At 59.8% G+C, this 17,612-nt stretch carries 15 protein-coding genes; 13 read left to right on the top strand and 2 right to left on the bottom strand.

What is annotated here, in order from left to right:
• The first annotated feature begins 194 nt into the window (after positions 1–194).
• The 8 genes from P2W41_RS05150 (at position 195) to P2W41_RS05115 (ending at position 9,466) form a co-directional block, all read left to right on the top strand.
• On the top strand, positions 195–1,580 hold the full coding sequence (locus tag P2W41_RS05150; RefSeq protein WP_404934477.1) for an aspartate aminotransferase family protein: 1,386 nt from the start codon (positions 195–197) through the stop codon (positions 1,578–1,580).
• Between the two features lie 298 nt (positions 1,581–1,878).
• Positions 1,879–2,793 carry a branched-chain amino acid ABC transporter permease gene (locus P2W41_RS05145; RefSeq protein ID WP_404934476.1) on the top strand — a complete coding sequence of 305 codons (915 nt, stop codon included), beginning with the start codon at positions 1,879–1,881 and terminating at the stop codon, positions 2,791–2,793.
• A gap of 22 nt (positions 2,794–2,815) precedes the next feature.
• Positions 2,816–3,697: a branched-chain amino acid ABC transporter permease gene (locus tag P2W41_RS05140; protein ID WP_292897273.1), complete on the top strand. Its 882-nt coding sequence runs from the start codon at positions 2,816–2,818 to the stop codon at positions 3,695–3,697.
• Between the two features lie 4 nt (positions 3,698–3,701).
• Entirely contained in the window at positions 3,702–4,409 is a 708-nt protein-coding gene (locus P2W41_RS05135) for an ABC transporter ATP-binding protein (RefSeq protein ID WP_292897275.1), read from the top strand.
• A gap of 2 nt (positions 4,410–4,411) precedes the next feature.
• A complete protein-coding gene (locus P2W41_RS05130) occupies positions 4,412–5,155 on the top strand; it encodes an ABC transporter ATP-binding protein (RefSeq protein WP_292897277.1) in 744 nt (247 codons plus the stop codon).
• Positions 5,156–5,202: 47 nt separating this feature from the next.
• Positions 5,203–6,420 carry an amino acid ABC transporter substrate-binding protein gene (locus tag P2W41_RS05125; RefSeq protein ID WP_292897279.1) on the top strand — a complete coding sequence of 406 codons (1,218 nt, stop codon included), beginning with the start codon at positions 5,203–5,205 and terminating at the stop codon, positions 6,418–6,420.
• Between the two features lie 169 nt (positions 6,421–6,589).
• Positions 6,590–7,990 (top strand): amidase, encoded by a 1,401-nt coding sequence (locus tag P2W41_RS05120; RefSeq protein ID WP_404934475.1) that lies wholly within the window; start codon positions 6,590–6,592, stop codon positions 7,988–7,990.
• A 27-nt stretch (positions 7,991–8,017) separates the two neighbouring features.
• Positions 8,018–9,466, top strand: coding sequence for an amidohydrolase family protein (locus P2W41_RS05115; RefSeq protein WP_404934474.1), 1,449 nt, complete (start codon positions 8,018–8,020; stop codon positions 9,464–9,466).
• A gap of 13 nt (positions 9,467–9,479) precedes the next feature.
• On the opposite strand, the gene P2W41_RS05110 is transcribed toward P2W41_RS05115, so the two are convergent.
• On the bottom strand, positions 9,480–10,373 hold the full coding sequence (locus tag P2W41_RS05110) for a LysR family transcriptional regulator (RefSeq protein ID WP_292897285.1): 894 nt from the start codon (positions 10,371–10,373) through the stop codon (positions 9,480–9,482).
• 290 nt (positions 10,374–10,663) lie between these two features.
• On the opposite strand from P2W41_RS05110, the gene P2W41_RS05105 reads away from it, so the two are divergent.
• From P2W41_RS05105 to nadE, 5 genes are read left to right on the top strand one after another with little or no spacing between them, the layout of a single operon-like run.
• On the top strand, positions 10,664–11,674 hold the full coding sequence (locus P2W41_RS05105) for a hypothetical protein (RefSeq protein WP_404934473.1): 1,011 nt from the start codon (positions 10,664–10,666) through the stop codon (positions 11,672–11,674).
• A gap of 54 nt (positions 11,675–11,728) precedes the next feature.
• Positions 11,729–13,675 carry an asparagine synthase (glutamine-hydrolyzing) gene (asnB, locus tag P2W41_RS05100; protein ID WP_404934472.1) on the top strand — a complete coding sequence of 649 codons (1,947 nt, stop codon included), beginning with the start codon at positions 11,729–11,731 and terminating at the stop codon, positions 13,673–13,675.
• A gap of 17 nt (positions 13,676–13,692) precedes the next feature.
• Entirely contained in the window at positions 13,693–13,965 is a 273-nt protein-coding gene (locus P2W41_RS05095) for an acyl carrier protein (protein WP_292897290.1), read from the top strand.
• Positions 13,966–14,003: 38 nt separating this feature from the next.
• Entirely contained in the window at positions 14,004–15,545 is a 1,542-nt protein-coding gene (locus P2W41_RS05090) for a class I adenylate-forming enzyme family protein (RefSeq protein ID WP_404934921.1), read from the top strand.
• The gene (nadE, locus tag P2W41_RS05085) at positions 15,542–16,525 is read left to right on the top strand and encodes an NAD(+) synthase (RefSeq protein ID WP_292897292.1); all 984 of its coding nucleotides are present in this window, start codon (positions 15,542–15,544) and stop codon (positions 16,523–16,525) included. The genes P2W41_RS05090 and nadE overlap by 4 nt, the downstream gene beginning before the upstream one ends.
• On the opposite strand, the gene P2W41_RS05080 is transcribed toward nadE, so the two are convergent.
• Positions 16,526–17,611, bottom strand: coding sequence for an ornithine cyclodeaminase (locus tag P2W41_RS05080; protein ID WP_292897293.1), 1,086 nt, complete (start codon positions 17,609–17,611; stop codon positions 16,526–16,528).
• Between the last annotated feature and the right edge of the window lies 1 nt (position 17,612).

The following is a 17,612-nucleotide window of genomic DNA, read 5'->3' as shown; positions in this document are numbered from 1 at the left end:
CTTGAAATCATTATACAATGCCAAAACACCGGAGATTTATCGGAACTGGGATCAATGATTTTCAAAGTCGCTCAAAATATTGAACGCACAATTGCCTCACCGAAAAATGAGTGCTACCGCTAGAGGACAGGAGGAGAGACCCGGAAACGGGATCATCCAACAACAATAACCGCATTCAAACGCAGGACAAGCCGATGACCGACAAGCCCAATTCACCCGAAGCGCGCGATATCGCCTATCACCTGCATCCATATACGAATGCGAAAAAACATCTTGAAGCCGGCCCGGTGATCATCGATCGGGGCGAAGGTGTGCATGTCTACGACAACAATGGCAAGCAGTATATCGAGGCCATGGCGGGCCTTTGGAGCGTCGGCGTAGGCTTTAATGAAAAGCGCCTTGTGAAGGCCGCAACGGAGCAGATGGAGAAGCTGCCCTACTATCACACCTTCACGCACAAATCCCATGGCCCGGTGATCGAGCTTTCCGAGAAGCTCATCGGCATGGCCCCGGTGCCGATGAGCAAGGCGTTCTTCACCAATTCCGGCTCGGAAGCCATCGACACGGCGCTTAAGCTGATCTGGTACCGCTCCAACGCTCTTGGAAAGCCTGAAAAGAAGAAGATCATCGTGCGCAACCGCGCCTATCATGGCGTGACCATCGCCGGCGCATGCCTGACGAGCCTGCCTGCAAACCACAAATCGTTCGACCTGATCGTGCCGAACGTGCTGCGCATGACCGCGCCGCACCACTGGCGTGAGGCAATGCCGGGCGAGAGCGAGGAAGAATTCGCAACCCGCCTTGCCAGGGAACTGGAAGACACGATCCTGGCGGAAGGCCCGGAAACCATTGCCGCCTTCTTCGGCGAGCCGGTACAGGGCGCCGGCGGCGTGATCGTTCCGCCTGCGACCTATTGGGAAAAGGTGCAGGCCGTTCTGAACAAATACGACATCCTGCTGGTCGCCGACGAAGTGATCTGCGGTTTTGGCCGTACGGGCACCATGTTCGGCTCCACCACCTACGACATCAAACCGGACATCATGGTCATGTCCAAGCAGCTTTCGTCGTCCTATCTGCCGGCCTCTGCCCTGATGATCAACGACCGGGTGTTCGAGCCGATCATGGAGGAAAGCGACCGCATCGGCACGCTCGGCCATGGCTACACGGCAAGCGGCCATCCGGTTGTCGCAGCGGTCGCGCTCGAAAACCTCAAGATCATCGAGGAGCGCGATCTGGTTGGCAATGCCGCCCGCATGGGCGAACGGCTGCGGAACGGGCTTGCTGAACTTGCCGATCATCCGCTGGTTGGAGAGGTGCGCGGCGTCGGCCTGATCGCGGCCGTAGAGCTCGTCACCGACAAGACAAACAAGACGGCGCTCGAGGCACCAGGCGCGCTTGGAGCGTTGGTCAATGCGCATCTTCAGGAGGCTGGCCTCATCAGCCGCGCCATGGTCGACGCGATGGCGTTCTGCCCGCCCCTCATCATTTCAGAGGGTGAAGTCGACGACCTGCTCGCCCGTTTCAAATCAGGGCTCGACAAAGCACTAGCGGAAGTGCCCCGGGAGACACTGTCGGCGTAAGCGCCGGAGCTTTCTCGGAAAACCCCGGTCCGGCGCTCGCCGGGCGACAGACAATAGCATCGTATCCACCACCCGGATACGATGCATTCTTGCGCTCTCAAAATCAGTTATGTCATTTTGTTATAATTGAGTCTGAAATTGCGATAGGACAGCGCTTTTCTTGCGCTATAGGGTCGCGGAAAGCGTTCCCTATTGAGGTCCCACAGTGACAGATCAAACTCAGGAGGCGCGGGAGGGTACAGATGTATCGTTGTCCGCGTCCCAAGGAAGTACTGAAAAATCAAATCATATCAAATTCTTGATATGGGGCATCGTGGTGGCAATGATTGTTGCCGTCTTTTTGCCGGCTCCGCTCTTTGCGAGCAATCTGTCATTCCTGTTTTATATGATGCTGTGGCTGACCATGGCGACGTCGTTCAACTTCGTCGCGGGCATGGCCGGATATATGCCTTTTGGTTATGTGGCGTTCTATGGCGTTGGCGCCTACGCCACCGGCGTTCTCTACAAGACATTCGGCCTGCCCATTCCAGTTGCGCTGGCGGGTGCAGCACTGGCAGGCATCGTTATCGGCCTTCTGGTGGCGCCCACACTGCGGCTCAAGGGCGTCTATTTTGGCATCGTCAGCCTCGCACTCGCCATGGCAATGAAGCTCGTGATCTCGCTTATGCCAAGCGAGATTACAGGCGGCAGCCTTGGTCTCATTCTCTCCGCGGCAAACGATCCGGTGGCAGCCTACTACGCCATGTTCATTGTGTTGATGGGTGCGCTCGCGGCGGGCACATGGCTATCCATGTCGCGTCTCGGCACGGCGCTTCGCGCCATCCGTGACGACAGCGAGGCGGCCGAGGTGGTTGGCGTCAACGTTGTGGCAACCCGGTTGAAGGCCTGGATTATGGCCACCATGTTCCCGGCCCTCGTGGGCGGCGTGGAAGCCTGGTACACCAACGCCATCGACCTCGATTCCTCCTTTAACCTTCTCGTGACCGCCAAGAGCATCGTTTACGCGATGGCCGGGGGCCTCGGCTTCCTCGTCGGGCCGATCATCGGAGCATCCGCGCTCTATGGCATCGACCAGCTGATCTGGCGGCATTTCCCGACCCTCAACCTGCTCATTCTCGGCGTGGTCATCATCGCACTGATGCTGCTCCTGCCGCGCGGCATTGTCGGGGCGTTCGCCCAGCGCTTCTCGCGCTTCCGGCGCTTCATTCCGTAAGACCCACAGGATTGAAACAAAGATGAACGAACTTCTGCTTCAAGGCCTGGTCAACGGCATCGTCGTCGGGCTGATCTACGCGCTGATCGGCGTCAGCCTCAACGTGATCTTCGGCGTCCTGCGCGTCGTCAACTTCGCTCATGGCGAATTCATCGTGCTGGGGGCCTATGGCGCCTATTTTGCCCAGGCCTGGCTTGGCCTTTCACCCCTGCTTGCCCTGCCGCTAATCTTCATCGTCTTCGGTTTGATGGGCTATGGACTCTACTTCCTGCTGGTGAAGCGTCTTGCGCGCTCCAACGATCCCGAGCACGCTTCGCTTCTGGTCATGTTCGGCCTGTCGCTCGTGCTGGGCGCGCTCATGCTGCTTGCCTTCGAGGCGGATGCACGCTCGCTCAACTTCACGCTCGACCCGCCCTTCCTGATGTTCGGCAACATCATCCTGCCGACCACCAAGCTGCTTGGCCTTGCAGTTGCCGTCGTGGTCACTGGTGCTCTGGCATTCTTCCTCTACCGCACCTTGCCCGGCAAGGCGCTACGCGCCATCATCATGAACCGCGACGCGATCCAGATCGTCGGCGTGGACCTGAACCACCTTTCGGCCCTGACCTTCGGTCTCGGCCTCGGGCTGGCGGGCATCACCGGCATTCTCGTGTCGATGATCTTCCCCTCCTTCTCACCCTTCATCGGCCAGGACTACACCCTGATCGGCTTCATCGTGATCGTGCTGGGCGGTCTCGGACATCCGATCGGCGCCGTCGCCGGCGGCATCCTGTTCGGGCTGGCCGAACAGACCGCCATGGTGTTCTTCAGCGGAACCGTGGCAATGCTCCTCGGCTTCGTTCTCCTGATCGCCGTCATTCTCATTCGCCCCGCCGGTCTCTTCGGCGTGCAGAACTCACGGTGACGCCATGCTGAAAGTCGAAAACCTCGTCAAGAAGTTCGGTGGCGTCACAGCGCTGGACGGTATCAGCCTGACCCTCCCCGACCGCTCAATTCTTGGCGTTCTGGGCATGAACGGCTCCGGCAAGACAACGATGCTCAACTGCATCAACGGTCTTTACGACGCCACATCCGGGAAGATCACGCTAGACGGTGTGAGCCTCATCGGCAAAGCCCCGCATGCGGTCTTTTCCGAGGGCGTGGGCCGCACCTTCCAGGTACCACGCATCTTCCCGCAGATGTCGCTGCTGGAGAATCTCACTGTAGCACTCCTCAACAAGGGGCTGAGCAACGCCGAGATCGCAAAGATCAGCGCCTACTGGCTCAAGAAGGTGGAGCTCTACCGCCTGCGCCACAACTATGCGGAAGAGCTTTCCGGTGGGCAGCAGAAGCTTCTGGAACTCGCCCGCATCATGGTGGCCAATCCGAAACTCGTGCTGCTCGACGAACCCTTCGCCGGCGTCAATCCGAGCCTCGCGCTGCTGCTCATCAACATCATTCGCGAAATGCCGCAGGAGGTGGGCTGCTCGGTGCTGCTCGTCAGCCACGATCTCACATCCGTCTACGAACTGTCTGACAACATTCTGGTCATGCACGAAGGCCATGTCCTCGCCGAGGGCGATGCCGAAGCGATCCAGAAGAACCCGGACGTCATCGAAGCCTATCTGGGAGCCTGACCATGCATGGCGTTGAACTGAGCATGGAGAGCATCTCCGTCGCCTATAACGGAGACATCACGGTTCTCAAGGACGTGGCGCTGCGGGCCAAACCTGGCGAGGTCACCGGCATTATCGGGCCGAACGGGGCCGGCAAGTCGACCGTGCTGAAGACGATTTTCGGTCTTCTGTCCACCAAATCCGGCACGATCAGCATGGGCGGCCGCGACATCACCAGTCTCAAGGCGTTCCAGCGCGCGCTTGAGGGCGTATCGTTCGTGCCGCAAAACCGCAGCGCCTTTGCCGGTCTGTCGGTCTACGACAACCTGCTTCTCGGCTGCTGGCCCTTCCGCAAGGACAAGGCCCGCATCGACCGCGCCATCGATGGCATTTTCGAGCGGTTCCCGGTCCTGAAGGAAAAGCGCTCAAGCCTGGCCGGCTCCATGAGCGGCGGCCAGCAGCGCTTTCTGGAAATCGCGCGTGCGCTGGTCACCGATCCCAAGGTTATCCTGCTCGATGAGCCCACCGCGATGATCGCGCCGAAGATCTCGAAGGACATCTACGCGCTAACCCGCGATCTCGCAGACCAGGGGGCAACCATCATTCTGGTGGATCAGAACGTGCGGCAATGCGCAACCATTTCGGACAAGCTCTACATCCTGGAGCTTGGCCGCAACAAGGCGGAGGGGACCAGGGAGGATTTCGCCACCGACGGACAGCTCAAGGAGATGGTCGCCGAGTGGATGAACTACAAGATCGACGTGTGAGGCGTCGTCTTTCCAATAGCAACAAAAGGGGAATGCCCATGTGGACCATGACCAAACGTACCTTCATGGCAGGCACATTGCTTGCCAGCCTTGCGCTGCCGGTGGCCGGCCAGGCGCAGGAAAAGATCAAGATCGGCATGACGGTTTCGTCGTCCGGAAACTTCGCGCTCGCCTCGCAGTCTGGTGTGCGCGGCGTGGAAATCTGGGTCGATGAAGTCAACGCCAATGGCGGCCTGGAAGTGAATGGCGAGAAGCGCCTCATCGAACTCGTCAAGCGCGACGATCGCTCCGACAAGCAGATGGTGGCCCGCGTCTATGAAGACCTGATTGCGAATGAGGATGTCGATCTTCTGATGGCGCCATTCGGCTCCACCCTGACGGCAGCCGCCGCCACCGTGACCGAGCGTCTCGACAAGTTCATGGTCATCTGGTCCGCCGCCTCCGATGCACTGTACAACCAGGGCTTCAAGAACATCGTCTCGGCAACCCAGATGCCGGTCTCGCGCATGCCATCGGCCGGCCTTGAGGCCGCCGCAGCGCTGGGCGGCAAGAAGGTTGCCATTGTGAATGTGGATGAGCCCTTCCCCGCCGGCCTCGCCGACGGTGCCGAAGCCATCGCCGAGAAGCTCGGCATGGAAGTGGTCCTGAAGGAAGACTATCCGAAGGGCACGAAGGATTTCAGCCTGCTTTTGCAGAAGGCACGTGCCGCTGGAGCAGACGTGTTCTTCCCGACCAGCTACGAAGGCGACCTCATCTCGATGGTGCGACAGATGCGCCAGATGAACGTAAACTTCCCGTTCTCGTTCATGGTCTATGCCTCGACGCCGCAGTTCATCGAGATCGGCGACGATGCGCAGTACATCTACAGCCACACCAACTTCCACCCCACCATCAACTGGGAAGTGGATGCAGGGCTTGATCGTGAGGGTTTCCTCGCCGCATACGAAAAGCTCTTTCCGGACGTCTCCTATGAGCCCGACTTCCAGACCGTTCTCGCCTATGGCGCCGGCGTCATCGCTGGAGAGATCATCGAGAACGCGGAAAGCCTGGACGCTGCCGACCTCAAGAAGGCGGCCATGGAACTCAGCGACAATCTGACGGTTCTCGCCGGCCCCTATGCGATCGACGAAACCGGCAAGCAGCTGAAAATGCCTTTCCCGGTGGTGCAATTGCAGCCGGGCAAGGGGCTCGTGACTGTGTGGCCTAAAGAAGTCGCCGTTGCCGAGCCCATCTACCCGATCCCTGGTTGGGATCAACGCGACTAGATCGCCGAGCGTCCATTCGAACGCACAAAAGACGATCTGACTAAACGATGGAGCATCGGAATGTCTGAAAACCGGATTCTGCTTTTCGGTCCGATGCTCTAGCTACCTGGCGCCCGGCTTCCGAAACGTCTCCCTCGGGGTCGGGCGCATTTTCCAAGAAAAGAACACCATGGATCCGTCATTCGCGTCCCTTGCGGACCTCTCGAAAGCGTTGAGCGAAGGCTCGCTCACCTCCACCGCGATCACCCGGCATTTCCTGGAGCGCATAGCCCGGCATGACAGGGCCCTCGGCGCCTTTGTGCATGTGGACGCCGAGAAAGCGTTGGCAATGGCGGAAGGGCTCGACAGGCTGCGCGCGTCCGGCGTGGTCTACGGCCCTCTCCACGGCCTGCCCATCGCCGTGAAAGACCTGGTCGACTGGCAGGATGAAACGTGCACGGTGGGCAGCAAGGCCTGGAAAGACCGACGCTCCACCGGCGATGCGATTGTCATGCGCAGGCTGCTCGCCGCCGGCATGATCCCAATCGGGCGCACGGCCATGGTGGAGTTCGCCTTCGGCGGCTGGGGCACCAATCCGCTCTGCGGAACGCCACGCAACCCATGGGACATGAAGACACACCGCATTCCCGGCGGCTCCTCCAGCGGTTCCGGGGTGGCGGTGGCTGCCGGCCTCGCGCCGGCGGCACTTGGCAGCGACACGGGAGGATCCGTGCGCATCCCCGCCGCTCTCAATGGCCTTGTCGGCCTGAAACCGACCTTTGGCCGCATCAGTCTGAAGGGCTGTTTTCCGCTCTCGGCCACACTTGATTCCATCGGACCGATGACACACACCGTCGACGATGCCGCTCTTCTGTTCGAAGCGCTTTCCGGGGCCGAGCCCGAGGATCCCGCGACACGGCTGGCACCGGCGCTGACGTCTGGCGCATGGCAGGCACTGCGCGCTGAGGGCATGCAGGTTGCCGTCATGCGCGAGGAAGATTTTCCGCTCCCGCTCGATGCCGAAAGCCAGGCCGCATACGACCGCGCGAAGGAAGCGCTCGCCAGCCTCGGCGTCAAGCTCGTCCCCGCCGATCTGCCCTTTTCCTTCAACGACATGACCGAACGTAACGGGCGCATCATCGCGGCGGAATCCTACGCGGTTCACCGTGAGTACATCCATGACGAAAACGTTCCCATCGGGCCGCATGTCCGCCAGCGTGTGCTTGCCGGTGCCGACATCAGCGCCAATGATTACATCGAGACCCTCGCGGATCATCGGCGCATGAAAGCGGTCTATGCCGAATTCATGAAGCCCTTCGACGCTCTGCTCACGCCGTCGCTCCCCTTCCCCGCGATCCCGGTAGCGGAGGTGGACGAGGCCGCGGTGCCGCTTGCGGCCTATGGCCGGCCGGCGAACTACGTGGGTGCTTGCGGGCTCGCTCTTCCCGCAGGTTTTACAGCAAATGGTCTGCCCCTTTCCGTGCAGCTCATGGGACGCGCCTTCGGTGAGGAGCAGTTGCTCGCTATGGGGGCGGCTCTCGAGAAAAGCATCTCAATTACGAACCGGCGGCCCGACCTTTCTGCTGCCTGAGCAACGACAATCGGCAAGGAGTTTCCGATGACGCAATCCAGATGCGACACGCTTTTGAAAAACGCCTTGCTGTACGATGGCCTGGGGGGGCAACCGACCCGCGGCGGTGTGGCGCTCTGCAATGGCCGCATCGCCGCGGTCGGTGACGTTTCCGGCTGGAGCTCCGCCGAAACCATCGACCTCGCCGGTCTCAGCCTTGCACCCGGTTTCATCGACGTTCACACGCATGACGATCTCGCCGTTCTGAACGATAGCGCGATGGAACCCAAGATCACGCAAGGCGTGACGAGTGTGATTGTCGGCAATTGCGGCATCAGCCTTGCGCCTTACGAAAAGCCTGCCGAGCTGGTGCCACCGCTCGGACTTCTCGGCACAGCGGAAGACTATCGCTTCGGCTCGTTCGCCGCCTATCGCAGCGCTGTCGACACCGCCAATGTCGCGGTCAATGTGGCCGCGCTTGCAGGCCATGGCACCCTGCGGGCCATGACGCTCAAAGACCCCAGCGAGCCCGCCTCAGAAGGCCAGATCGCAATCATGCGGGTGTTGCTCGAAGAGGCGCTGGAAGCAGGCGTTCTGGGGCTCAGCACAGGCCTCGCCTATCCTGTCGCACGGCATGCGCCAACCGAGGAAGTGGTAGCGCTCTCTCGAACCCTGGCAGCCTTCCCCGGTGCGCTCTACGTCACGCATATGCGCGATGAGCGCGACGGGGTCGAGGAGGCCGTCGGAGAAACCATTGCGATTGGTCGCCGTGCCGGCGTTCCGGTCGTCATCTCTCACCACAAGTGCATCGGCCGCCAGAATTATGGACGCTCCCTGAAAACACTGGCGATGATCGACAAGGCGCTCCTTCATCAGGACATTGCGATGGACGTCTATCCTTATGAAGCAAGCTCCACCGTGCTTCTGCCGGAGCTGACCCGTCATGCCGAGCGCATTCTGGTCATCGATTCCGCCCCCCATCCCCAATGCAACGGGATGGAGCTCTCCAAAGTCGCGGAGAACATGGGCTGCGATCAGGAAGAGGCGGCCCGCAGACTCGCGCCCGCGCGCGGCATCTATTTCCAGATGTCACCTGAAGACATCAACCGCATCATGCAGCATCCACGCACCATGATCGGCTCTGACGGCATTCCCGGCCCGCAGGCCCATCCGCGCCTCTGGGGCACCTTCCCGCGCGTGCTTGGCCGATACGTGCGCGAGGATGGCGTTTTGCCGCTGGAAGAAGCGATCCGCAAGATGACGTCGCTGCCCGCCCAGATTTTCGGCTTTGCCCGTCGCGGTAGGTTGCAGGAAGGTTTTCACGCCGATCTTGTCGCTTTCGATGCCGATACCGTCCTCGATCTGGCAGACTACGACACGCCTGACCGCGCTTCGGCCGGTATAGAGCATGTGTTTGTGAACGGAGTGGCGGTGCTTGCCAATGGCGCGGTGACCGGCGCTCGCGGTGGCCGCTTCGTTGCGCGCGGTGAAACCTGAGCTGCCTTGACTGTCAGGTTTCACGGTGAAGTTCCTGACAGGCCAGTTTCAGGATCTTGATGAACATTTCCTCGGCATTGGAAACGGCGCGATTTTCCGAGGTCAGCGCAGTGATCGTGAATTTCAGATCCGGCGTGAGCGGCCGCAGGCGCACGCCTCTCGTAAAGCGGGCGGAGAATTCGTCCACGATGGCACAGCCAACGCCCTCGCTCACACAAGCGGCTGCGACGGAATAAGTGTGCACGGATATACGTGGTTCATAGGGAACGCCTTCCGCATCGAATGCGGATTTCAAAAAGGTGCCCACAGGCGATTCCTTCTCGAGCCCCACAAAACTCTGCATGTCGATTTCCCCCAGGGAAACAGGCGCTGCGGTTGCCGGAACCGCAGGATCGTCAGTCTCGAGATAGGTGAGACGCATCGTTCCCACCGGTATGGAATTGATGCCCGGTGTCTCCATGATGTTGAAGGCCACAGCAAGGTCGAGGTCGAGCGCTCGGAGACGTCTGACCAGAACGTCATAATGGTGTGTGAAAAGCTCGACCTTAAACCCCTCCCAATGCTTGGGCAGATGCGAAACGACCCTTGGGGCAAGGCCCACGCCGAGACTGGGAAGAAACCCCACGCGCAGTACATCGTCGGGATTGCGTCCAAGATTGCGCGCGAGCGTGCGAAACCGTTCCAGCGCACCATGCACATCCACGGCCTCGGAAAACAGCAGTTCAGCCTCCCGGGTCGGCACGAGGCGCTGCTTTACCCGGTCGAACAATTTAAAGCCGAGAAGAGACTCCGCGTGTTTTAATGTACGGCTCAATGCCGGCTGCGAAACGTTGAGGCGCTCTGCTGCCGCGTTGATGGATCCGGCCAGACGGATGGCGTGAAAAACCTCTATATGTCGAAGATTCATTAAGCCCGGCGATGTTGTTTCGTGTTCCCGTTCGCAGTCTTCTGGCTGCCTTGCTTGGAATGATACACGCTCGATGGACCGCGTTGCACAAAAACTTTTCGACGCAAAAGACTTCGTAAACAACTTTAGGTCACAGACTGTACGCCAATCGCATTCTGTTCAACCGAGGCGCGAATTGTCGTGTTTTTTGCGTGAGTGAGATTCGCCCATTGGAACAGGACGACATCTCTGCAGTAGCGGAGATGTTTCAGCGCATATTGCGCAAACGGCGCAGCCCCGCCCCGCATGGCATGCGGGACTATCTTCGAAAGCTGTTCCTCGATCCCCCGCGCCGGGATAACGACATCCGTTCCCTGGTCCATTTGCGCGAGGATGGTCAGGTCAACGGCTTCATGGGCGTTCTGCCCATGCGCTTCACCTATCGGGGGGAAACACTCAGAAGCGCCATCGGGGGCAGTTTCATGGTCGATGGACACGAAGGCGACCCCTATGCCGGTGCGCGTCTCCTCAGAGCCTTTCAATCGGGCCCACAGGATCTTTCTCTCACCGAAACCGCCAACGACGTGTCGACCGCCATGTGGCGCAAATTGTGCGGAACGATCCTGACCGGGTATAGCCTCGAATGGCTACGCATCCTCCGTCCGGCCGGCTTCATGGCCGCTATTGCGGCAGACGCGTTTGCTCCAGCCGCGCTTGCAAGACCATTGGCCAGGCCGCTTGATGCCCTGTTGCGCCGGAGAGGCGCGCCGCCGCAATGGACGCATGTGGCCGATGGAGAGTTTGCGCAGAGGGCTCTCATCAGCGAAGAAGCCGACACTGCCGAAACAATGTCACTGATCCGGACATTCGCCTCCACCTTCGCACTGCGCCCTGAGTGGTCGGAAAGCGAGCTGGAACGAATGGTGATAGAAGCACAGCGGAAAGCCAATTATGGCACGATGGTGCGTCGCAAAGTGCTCGCCCGTGGAGGAAAACCCGTTGGCTTTTTTATCTACTACGGCAACAGGGGCGGCATCGGTCGCGTCATCCAGATCCTTTCAGTGCCGGGGCACGAAGGCTCCGTCCTCGACACGATGCTGGACGACGCCACCCAGCGCGGTCTGGTCGCCCTGCGCGGCCGCGGCCAACCTGCCCTCGTAAACGCCATGCTCGGCCGGCGCTTCGCGTTTGTTCATGCTTCCTCCAGCATTGTTTACGCGAAGGACAAGGCGCTTCTGGAACCGTTTGTTGCAGGACAAGCATTTTTCAACGGCTTTGCAGGAGAATCCTGGTCCCGGCTCCTCGGAGACCGTTTCGACTAAAGCAGTTCGGAAAACAGAAAACCGGGCTGACGGGCCCTCAGGGGTAAAGAATCGATGTGTGGAATCGCAGGATATCACGGTGCAGGTCTTCATCCTCAGGAGGCTGATGCACTTCTCAAGGCCATGTCCTGTGCCATCGCCCACCGCGGCCCCGATGAAGCAGGCATTCATGTTGGTGAACAGGTGGGCCTGGCCCACCGCCGTCTCGCGATCGTCGGGCTGGCCGACGGGCAGCAGCCCATGGCCACCGCCGACGGGCGACTTCGCATCACCTTCAACGGTGAAATTTTCAATTACATAGAACTGCGACAGGAGTTGGAAAGCCGCGGGCACCGCTTTCGCACGAAAAGCGATACCGAGGTAATTCTGCACCTCTACAGCGAACTCGGACCGGACTGCCTGGGAAAGCTGAATGGCGATTTCGCTTTTGCAATCCACGATGCACACCACGCGCGTCTGTTCCTCGCTCGCGATCGCATGGGCGTAAGGCCGCTATATCACACATGGCATCGCGGACGGTTTCACTTCGCGTCCGAGATCAAGGCGCTCCTGACCGTTCCCGGCGTGGAAGCACGACTCGATCTCCTGGCACTCGATCAGATTTTTACGCTCTGGGCCCCCATTCCGCCACGCACGGCATTCGAGGGAATTTGCGAGCTGCCACCCGCGCACTGGATGATCGTGGAGAACGGCGCAGCCCACGTTCAGCGGTACTGGGACCTGAATTTTTCCGAGATCGATCACGCCCGTCCCCAAGACCAGCTGGAAGAGGAAACACGGTCCCTTCTGGAAGATGCCACACGCATCCGTCTCCGTGCCGATGTGCAGGTTGGGACTTATCTTTCAGGCGGGCTTGATTCATCCATCATCGCTGCACTCGCCAAACGCATGGCTCCGGCTGGTCTCTCAAGTTTCGGCGTTACATTCTCCAACGCCGCGTTTGATGAGAGCGGCTTCCAGAACGAGATGGTGGACGCCCTCGGCACCGTTCACCACACGGTGGACTGCGACACGGATGAGATCGCCAGCGTCTTTCCGCAGGTCATCCGGCACGCCGAGCTGCCGATCCTGCGGACCGGTCCTGCACCGCTCTACCGGCTCTCATCGCTGGTGCGATCAAAAGGGATCAAGGCGGTCCTTTCCGGCGAGGGTGCCGACGAAGTTTTCGCCGGTTACGACATTTTCAGGGAAGCCCGAATTCGACGTTTTTGTGCGCGGCAGCCTGGCTCGCAGCTGCGCCCGCATCTGTTTCGCCGCATCTACCCTTATCTCGCCAACCTGAAACGCCAGACGCCAGACTATCTGGCGGCTTACTTCGGCATCACCACGGATCACCTTGACGATCCGCTCTATTCACATCGCCCACGCCTGCGGAGCACGGCGGGCACCAAGCTTTTCTTTTCAAAAGCTTTGAGGAAGGAGCTGGGCGACTACAGCGCAGCCGATGAGCTTGCAGCCACGCTACCCGATGCCTTTCGCGGCTGGCACCCTCTGCACCAGGCGCAGTATCTCGAAACGCGTTTTCTGTTGCCCGGCTACATTCTTTCCAGCCAGGGCGACCGCATGGCCATGGCGCATGGGATCGAAACGCGATTTCCCTTTCTCGACCATCGGCTGGTGGAACAGGCCGCCCGCGTCCCCGCGAACACCAAGCTCAAGGGGCTTCGAGAGAAACACCTGTTGCGAGAGGCAATGCGCAGCACGATACCCGAACGGATCGCCGAGCGGCCTAAACAGCCTTACCGCGCGCCGGAAGCCGATGCCTTCACCGCAAACGCCCGTGATTACGTGGAAACCGCGTTCCAAAGAACAGCTCTGGAAGAAACCGGCATCTTCGACGTTGAAAAATCGACCAGATTGTATAAAAAAAGCCGGCTAAGTAATTTCACCGGTTTTCGCGACAACGCCGCTTTTGTCGGCATCCTGTCAACGCAGCTTTGGTCCCAGCAATTCGCCAGGCAATTTCGCAGAACGGACGAGACCCTGGCGGTTCGTGTCTGACCGTGAAAGGAAGCACCATGCCCCAGCAAATCAATGCCGACATCCGCGCATTCGTCGTTGATAACTTTCTGTTTGGCGATGAAAGCGAGGCACCCGCCGACGATGCATCTCTTATCGAGAGCGACATTGTCGATTCCACCGGCATTCTGGAGATGGTGTCCTTTCTGGAAGAGCATTTTTTGGTCGAAGTCGCAGATCCGGAAATCGTGCCCGAGAACTTCGACACGATTGCTCGCTTAACCGCATTCGTCGCAGGTAAGAGAAATGCGAAAGCAGCCGCAGGCACCTAGGGTCGGGATCCATTCACATGACCCAAGAGCAGACTGCCATGCGCATCGAGGCTTTCCTACGAAACCGGGCAGCAATTGCCCCTTCTGCAACGGCCCTTATAGCGGGGCCTGAGCGGTTAAGTTTCGCCGACCTCGATCACCTGTCCGAGCGCATGGCAGGCGCCTTAAGCCTTCATGCAGTGGAGCCCGGCGACCGGATAGTCCTTTTCATGGACAATCTGTCTGAAATGGCCATCGCCATCTTTGCCGGGTTAAAGGCAGGTGCAGTTGTCGTTCCTGTCAATCCTGGCGTGAGGGCAGAGGGCCTCGCCCATGTTTTAAGGAACTGCCTGCCCAAAGCCCTGGTATACGAGGCCAGGCACATCAAGCTCTGTGATGAGGCGACTGCGGCAGCGAGCCACAAACCCCTTTCCATCATAGCGCGGGCGGGCGCTTTGGCTCCGCACGACGCCATTGCCTTCGAGGCTTGCCTCAAGATGGAAGCGCCGTTACCCGCCGGTCAGGACAATGACCGCGATCTCGCCTTTCTGATTTACACCTCCGGCTCATCCGGCATGCCGAAAGGCGTCATGATGAGCCACCGGAATGTCGAGGCGGCATCAGCAATGATCGCCCAATACCTGGGCAACGGCGATCACGATGTGGTGCTCTCGGCACTGCCGCTTTCTTTCACCTACGGGCTCTATCAGCTCCTCGTCGCAATACGCAGTGGCGCGACGCTCATACTGGAAAAAAGCTTCGCCTTTCCTCATGCAATCCTCGAAAAGGCGTGTGTCGAGGGTGTCACCGGTTTTCCTCTGGTGCCTACCATGGCGGCTATGCTTGCCACGCTCAAGGGAGTGGATCCCGGGCGTCTGCCGTCACTGCGCTACATGACCAGCGCTGCGGCGCATCTGCCGCCTGCCCATATCGAAGCACTCCGCGCTCTCTTCCCCGCTGCTCGTCTTTACTCCATGTACGGGCTCACGGAGTGCGCGAGAGCAACGTTTCTCGACCCGGAGCAGCTAGACCGGCGTCCCACATCCGTCGGGAAACCGCTCCCGGGCACACAGGCCCTCGTCGTGGACGAAAATGGAAACGAAGCCGCCCCGAGCACCACGGGTGAACTCATCATCCGCGGCCCGCACGTCATGCAGGGCTACTGGAACGACCCGAAGGCAACCGCCCGCGCCCTGCGTGCCGGACCGGGCGGCAAAGGCAAGTTTCTTTACACTGGCGATCTTTTTAAACGCGACCCGGAGGGGTTCCTCTATTTCATTGGCCGCCAGGACGAAGTGGTGAAGATCCGTGGGGAAAAAGTATCGCCAAGACAGGTGGATGCCGTGCTTTCCGCCTGCCCCGGAGTGCGCGAGGCCGTCGCCTTCACCACGCCTGACCCGATTGCCGGCAACAGGCTAGACGCTCTCGTGGTACCCGCTTCACCGGATCTGACCGAGCAAATGCTCGCCCGCTTCTGCAAGCAACGATTACCGGACCCGATGGTGCCGAGATCATTCATCTTTCAGGCGGAACTGCCGAAAATGGCGAACGGAAAGATCAGCCGCCGCCTTGCCGCCATGGAGGCCATGAGAACCACATGAACATCTGCTTCTCCACAGACACTCTGAAAATTGACGTCATTGCCGAAACAGACCGCATAGTTACTGCACTGCGTACCCAGCTCCGCACACGCCTGCGCAAACGCGGTTTAGTGCTCGGCCTGTCGGGCGGCATCGATTCCAGCGTCTGCGCAGCCCTTGCCGCCCGGGCATTGGGGCCGGATCGTGTCTTTTGCCTGTTCATGCCGGAGTATGATTCGGATCCCGAAAGCCTTCGGCTGGGGCAGGAAGTGGCCAGTATTTTCGGACTTGAAAGCATGATCGAAGACATCGGCCCGACCCTGGAAGCCATGGGCTGTTATGACCGGCGCGATGCCTTTGTCCGCCAGGTGGTGCCGGAGTTTGGGCCGGGCTGGTCGATGAAGATCGCCATCGCCAATGCGCTCACCACCAAGGCCTACAACATTTCGTATCTTGTTGTGCGCAGGCCCGACGGCACGGTCGAAAAACACCGGCTCCCGCCCGAGGTGTATCTCGGCATCGTCGCCGCCACAAACATGAAGCAGCGGACCCGAAAACAGCTCGAATATTTCCATGCAGATCGGCTGAACTATGCGGTGATCGGCACCCCGAACCGGCTGGAATACGATCAGGGTTTCTTCGTGAAGAATGGCGATGGCGCCGCCGATGTGAAACCGATAGCCCACCTCTACAAGTCACAGGTCTACCAGCTCGCGAAACATCTGGGCGTCCCGGCGGAAATTCGCCGGCGCATGCCGACAACCGATACCTATTCGCTCGCCCAGTCTCAGGAAGAGTTCTATTTCGCCCTGCCCTACCGCGAAATGGACCTGTGCCTTTACGGGCTCGACCACGACATTCCGGCCAAGAAAGTTGCCTGTGCCACGGGTCTCAGCGAACGTCAGGTAGGCCTTGTGTGGCGCGACATTGAGGCAAAACGCAAGGTGGCGCACTATCTGCATCTGCCGCCGCAGACTGTTGAAGAGGTCTCAACACCCTGATCATCCGGCCTTCCTGGAAGCCAGAAGCGACGAACCGGGGAAACGCAGAAGCATCCCGAAAAGGTCCCGCGGCTCATCGGGATCGGCGAGAAGATCAAGCTCGATGAAGTGACTGGTCTCGCGCACCCGGTCATAGACATAACGCAATGCGGAAAAGTCCTCCGTCGCGAAACCGACGGAATCGAAGAGCGTGATCTGGCGTGCATCGCGCCGCCCTTTCACCTTTCCGGCAATCACCTGCCACAATTCTTCCACCGGGTGATCGTCCGCAAGCTGCTGAATCTCGCCCTCGATCCGTGTCTGCGGCGGATACTCCACGAAAATATCGGAACGTGTGAGAATGTCCCGGTGCAACTCGGTCTTGCCGGGGCAGTCGCCGCCCACGGCGTTGATGTGCACGCCGGAGCCAACCATGTTGTCGGTCAGAATGGTGGCGTACTGCTTGTCGGCCGTGGCCGTCGTTATGATGTCGGCCCCTTCGACCGCCTCTTCCGGCGCGCTGCACGCCACCATCTCGAAGCCGAGTCCCTCCAGATTGCGCAAACACTTTTCCGTTGCATCGCGGTCGATGTCGTAGAGCCGAAGCTTCTCGATGCCGAGTGCAGCCTTGAACGCCATCGCCTGAAACTCGGACTGCGCGCCGTTGCCGATCAGCGCCATGGTGCGCGATCCTTCCGGCGCCAGGTATTTCGCCGCCAGCGCAGAGGTCGCCGCGGTGCGTAACGCTGTCAGGATGGTCATCTCGGTGATCAACAACGGATAGCCGTTACCCACATCGGCATAAACGCCGAACGCGGTCACCGTCTGCCGGCCCTCACGCGTGTTCTTGGGATGACCGTTCACATATTTGAAGCCGTAATGTTTGCCGTCGCTCGTCGGCATCAGCTCGATCACACCCTCACGGCTGTGGGAGGCCACACGCGGTGTCTTGTCGAAATCCTCCCAGCGCCGGAAATCCTCTTCGATGTAATCGGTCAATTCGGCCAGAAAACGCTCGACCCCGATCTCCAGAACCAGTTCCATCATGTGATGCACACTGATGAAGGGAACGAGGTTCAGTCTGTCGCTTGCAGGGACGTATTTCATT

It is taken from the genome of Nitratireductor sp. L15S-10 (assembly GCF_045011005.1).
Lineage (GTDB): Bacteria > Pseudomonadota > Alphaproteobacteria > Rhizobiales > Rhizobiaceae > Nitratireductor.
This window is presented reverse-complemented; position numbering and strand designations above follow the sequence as displayed.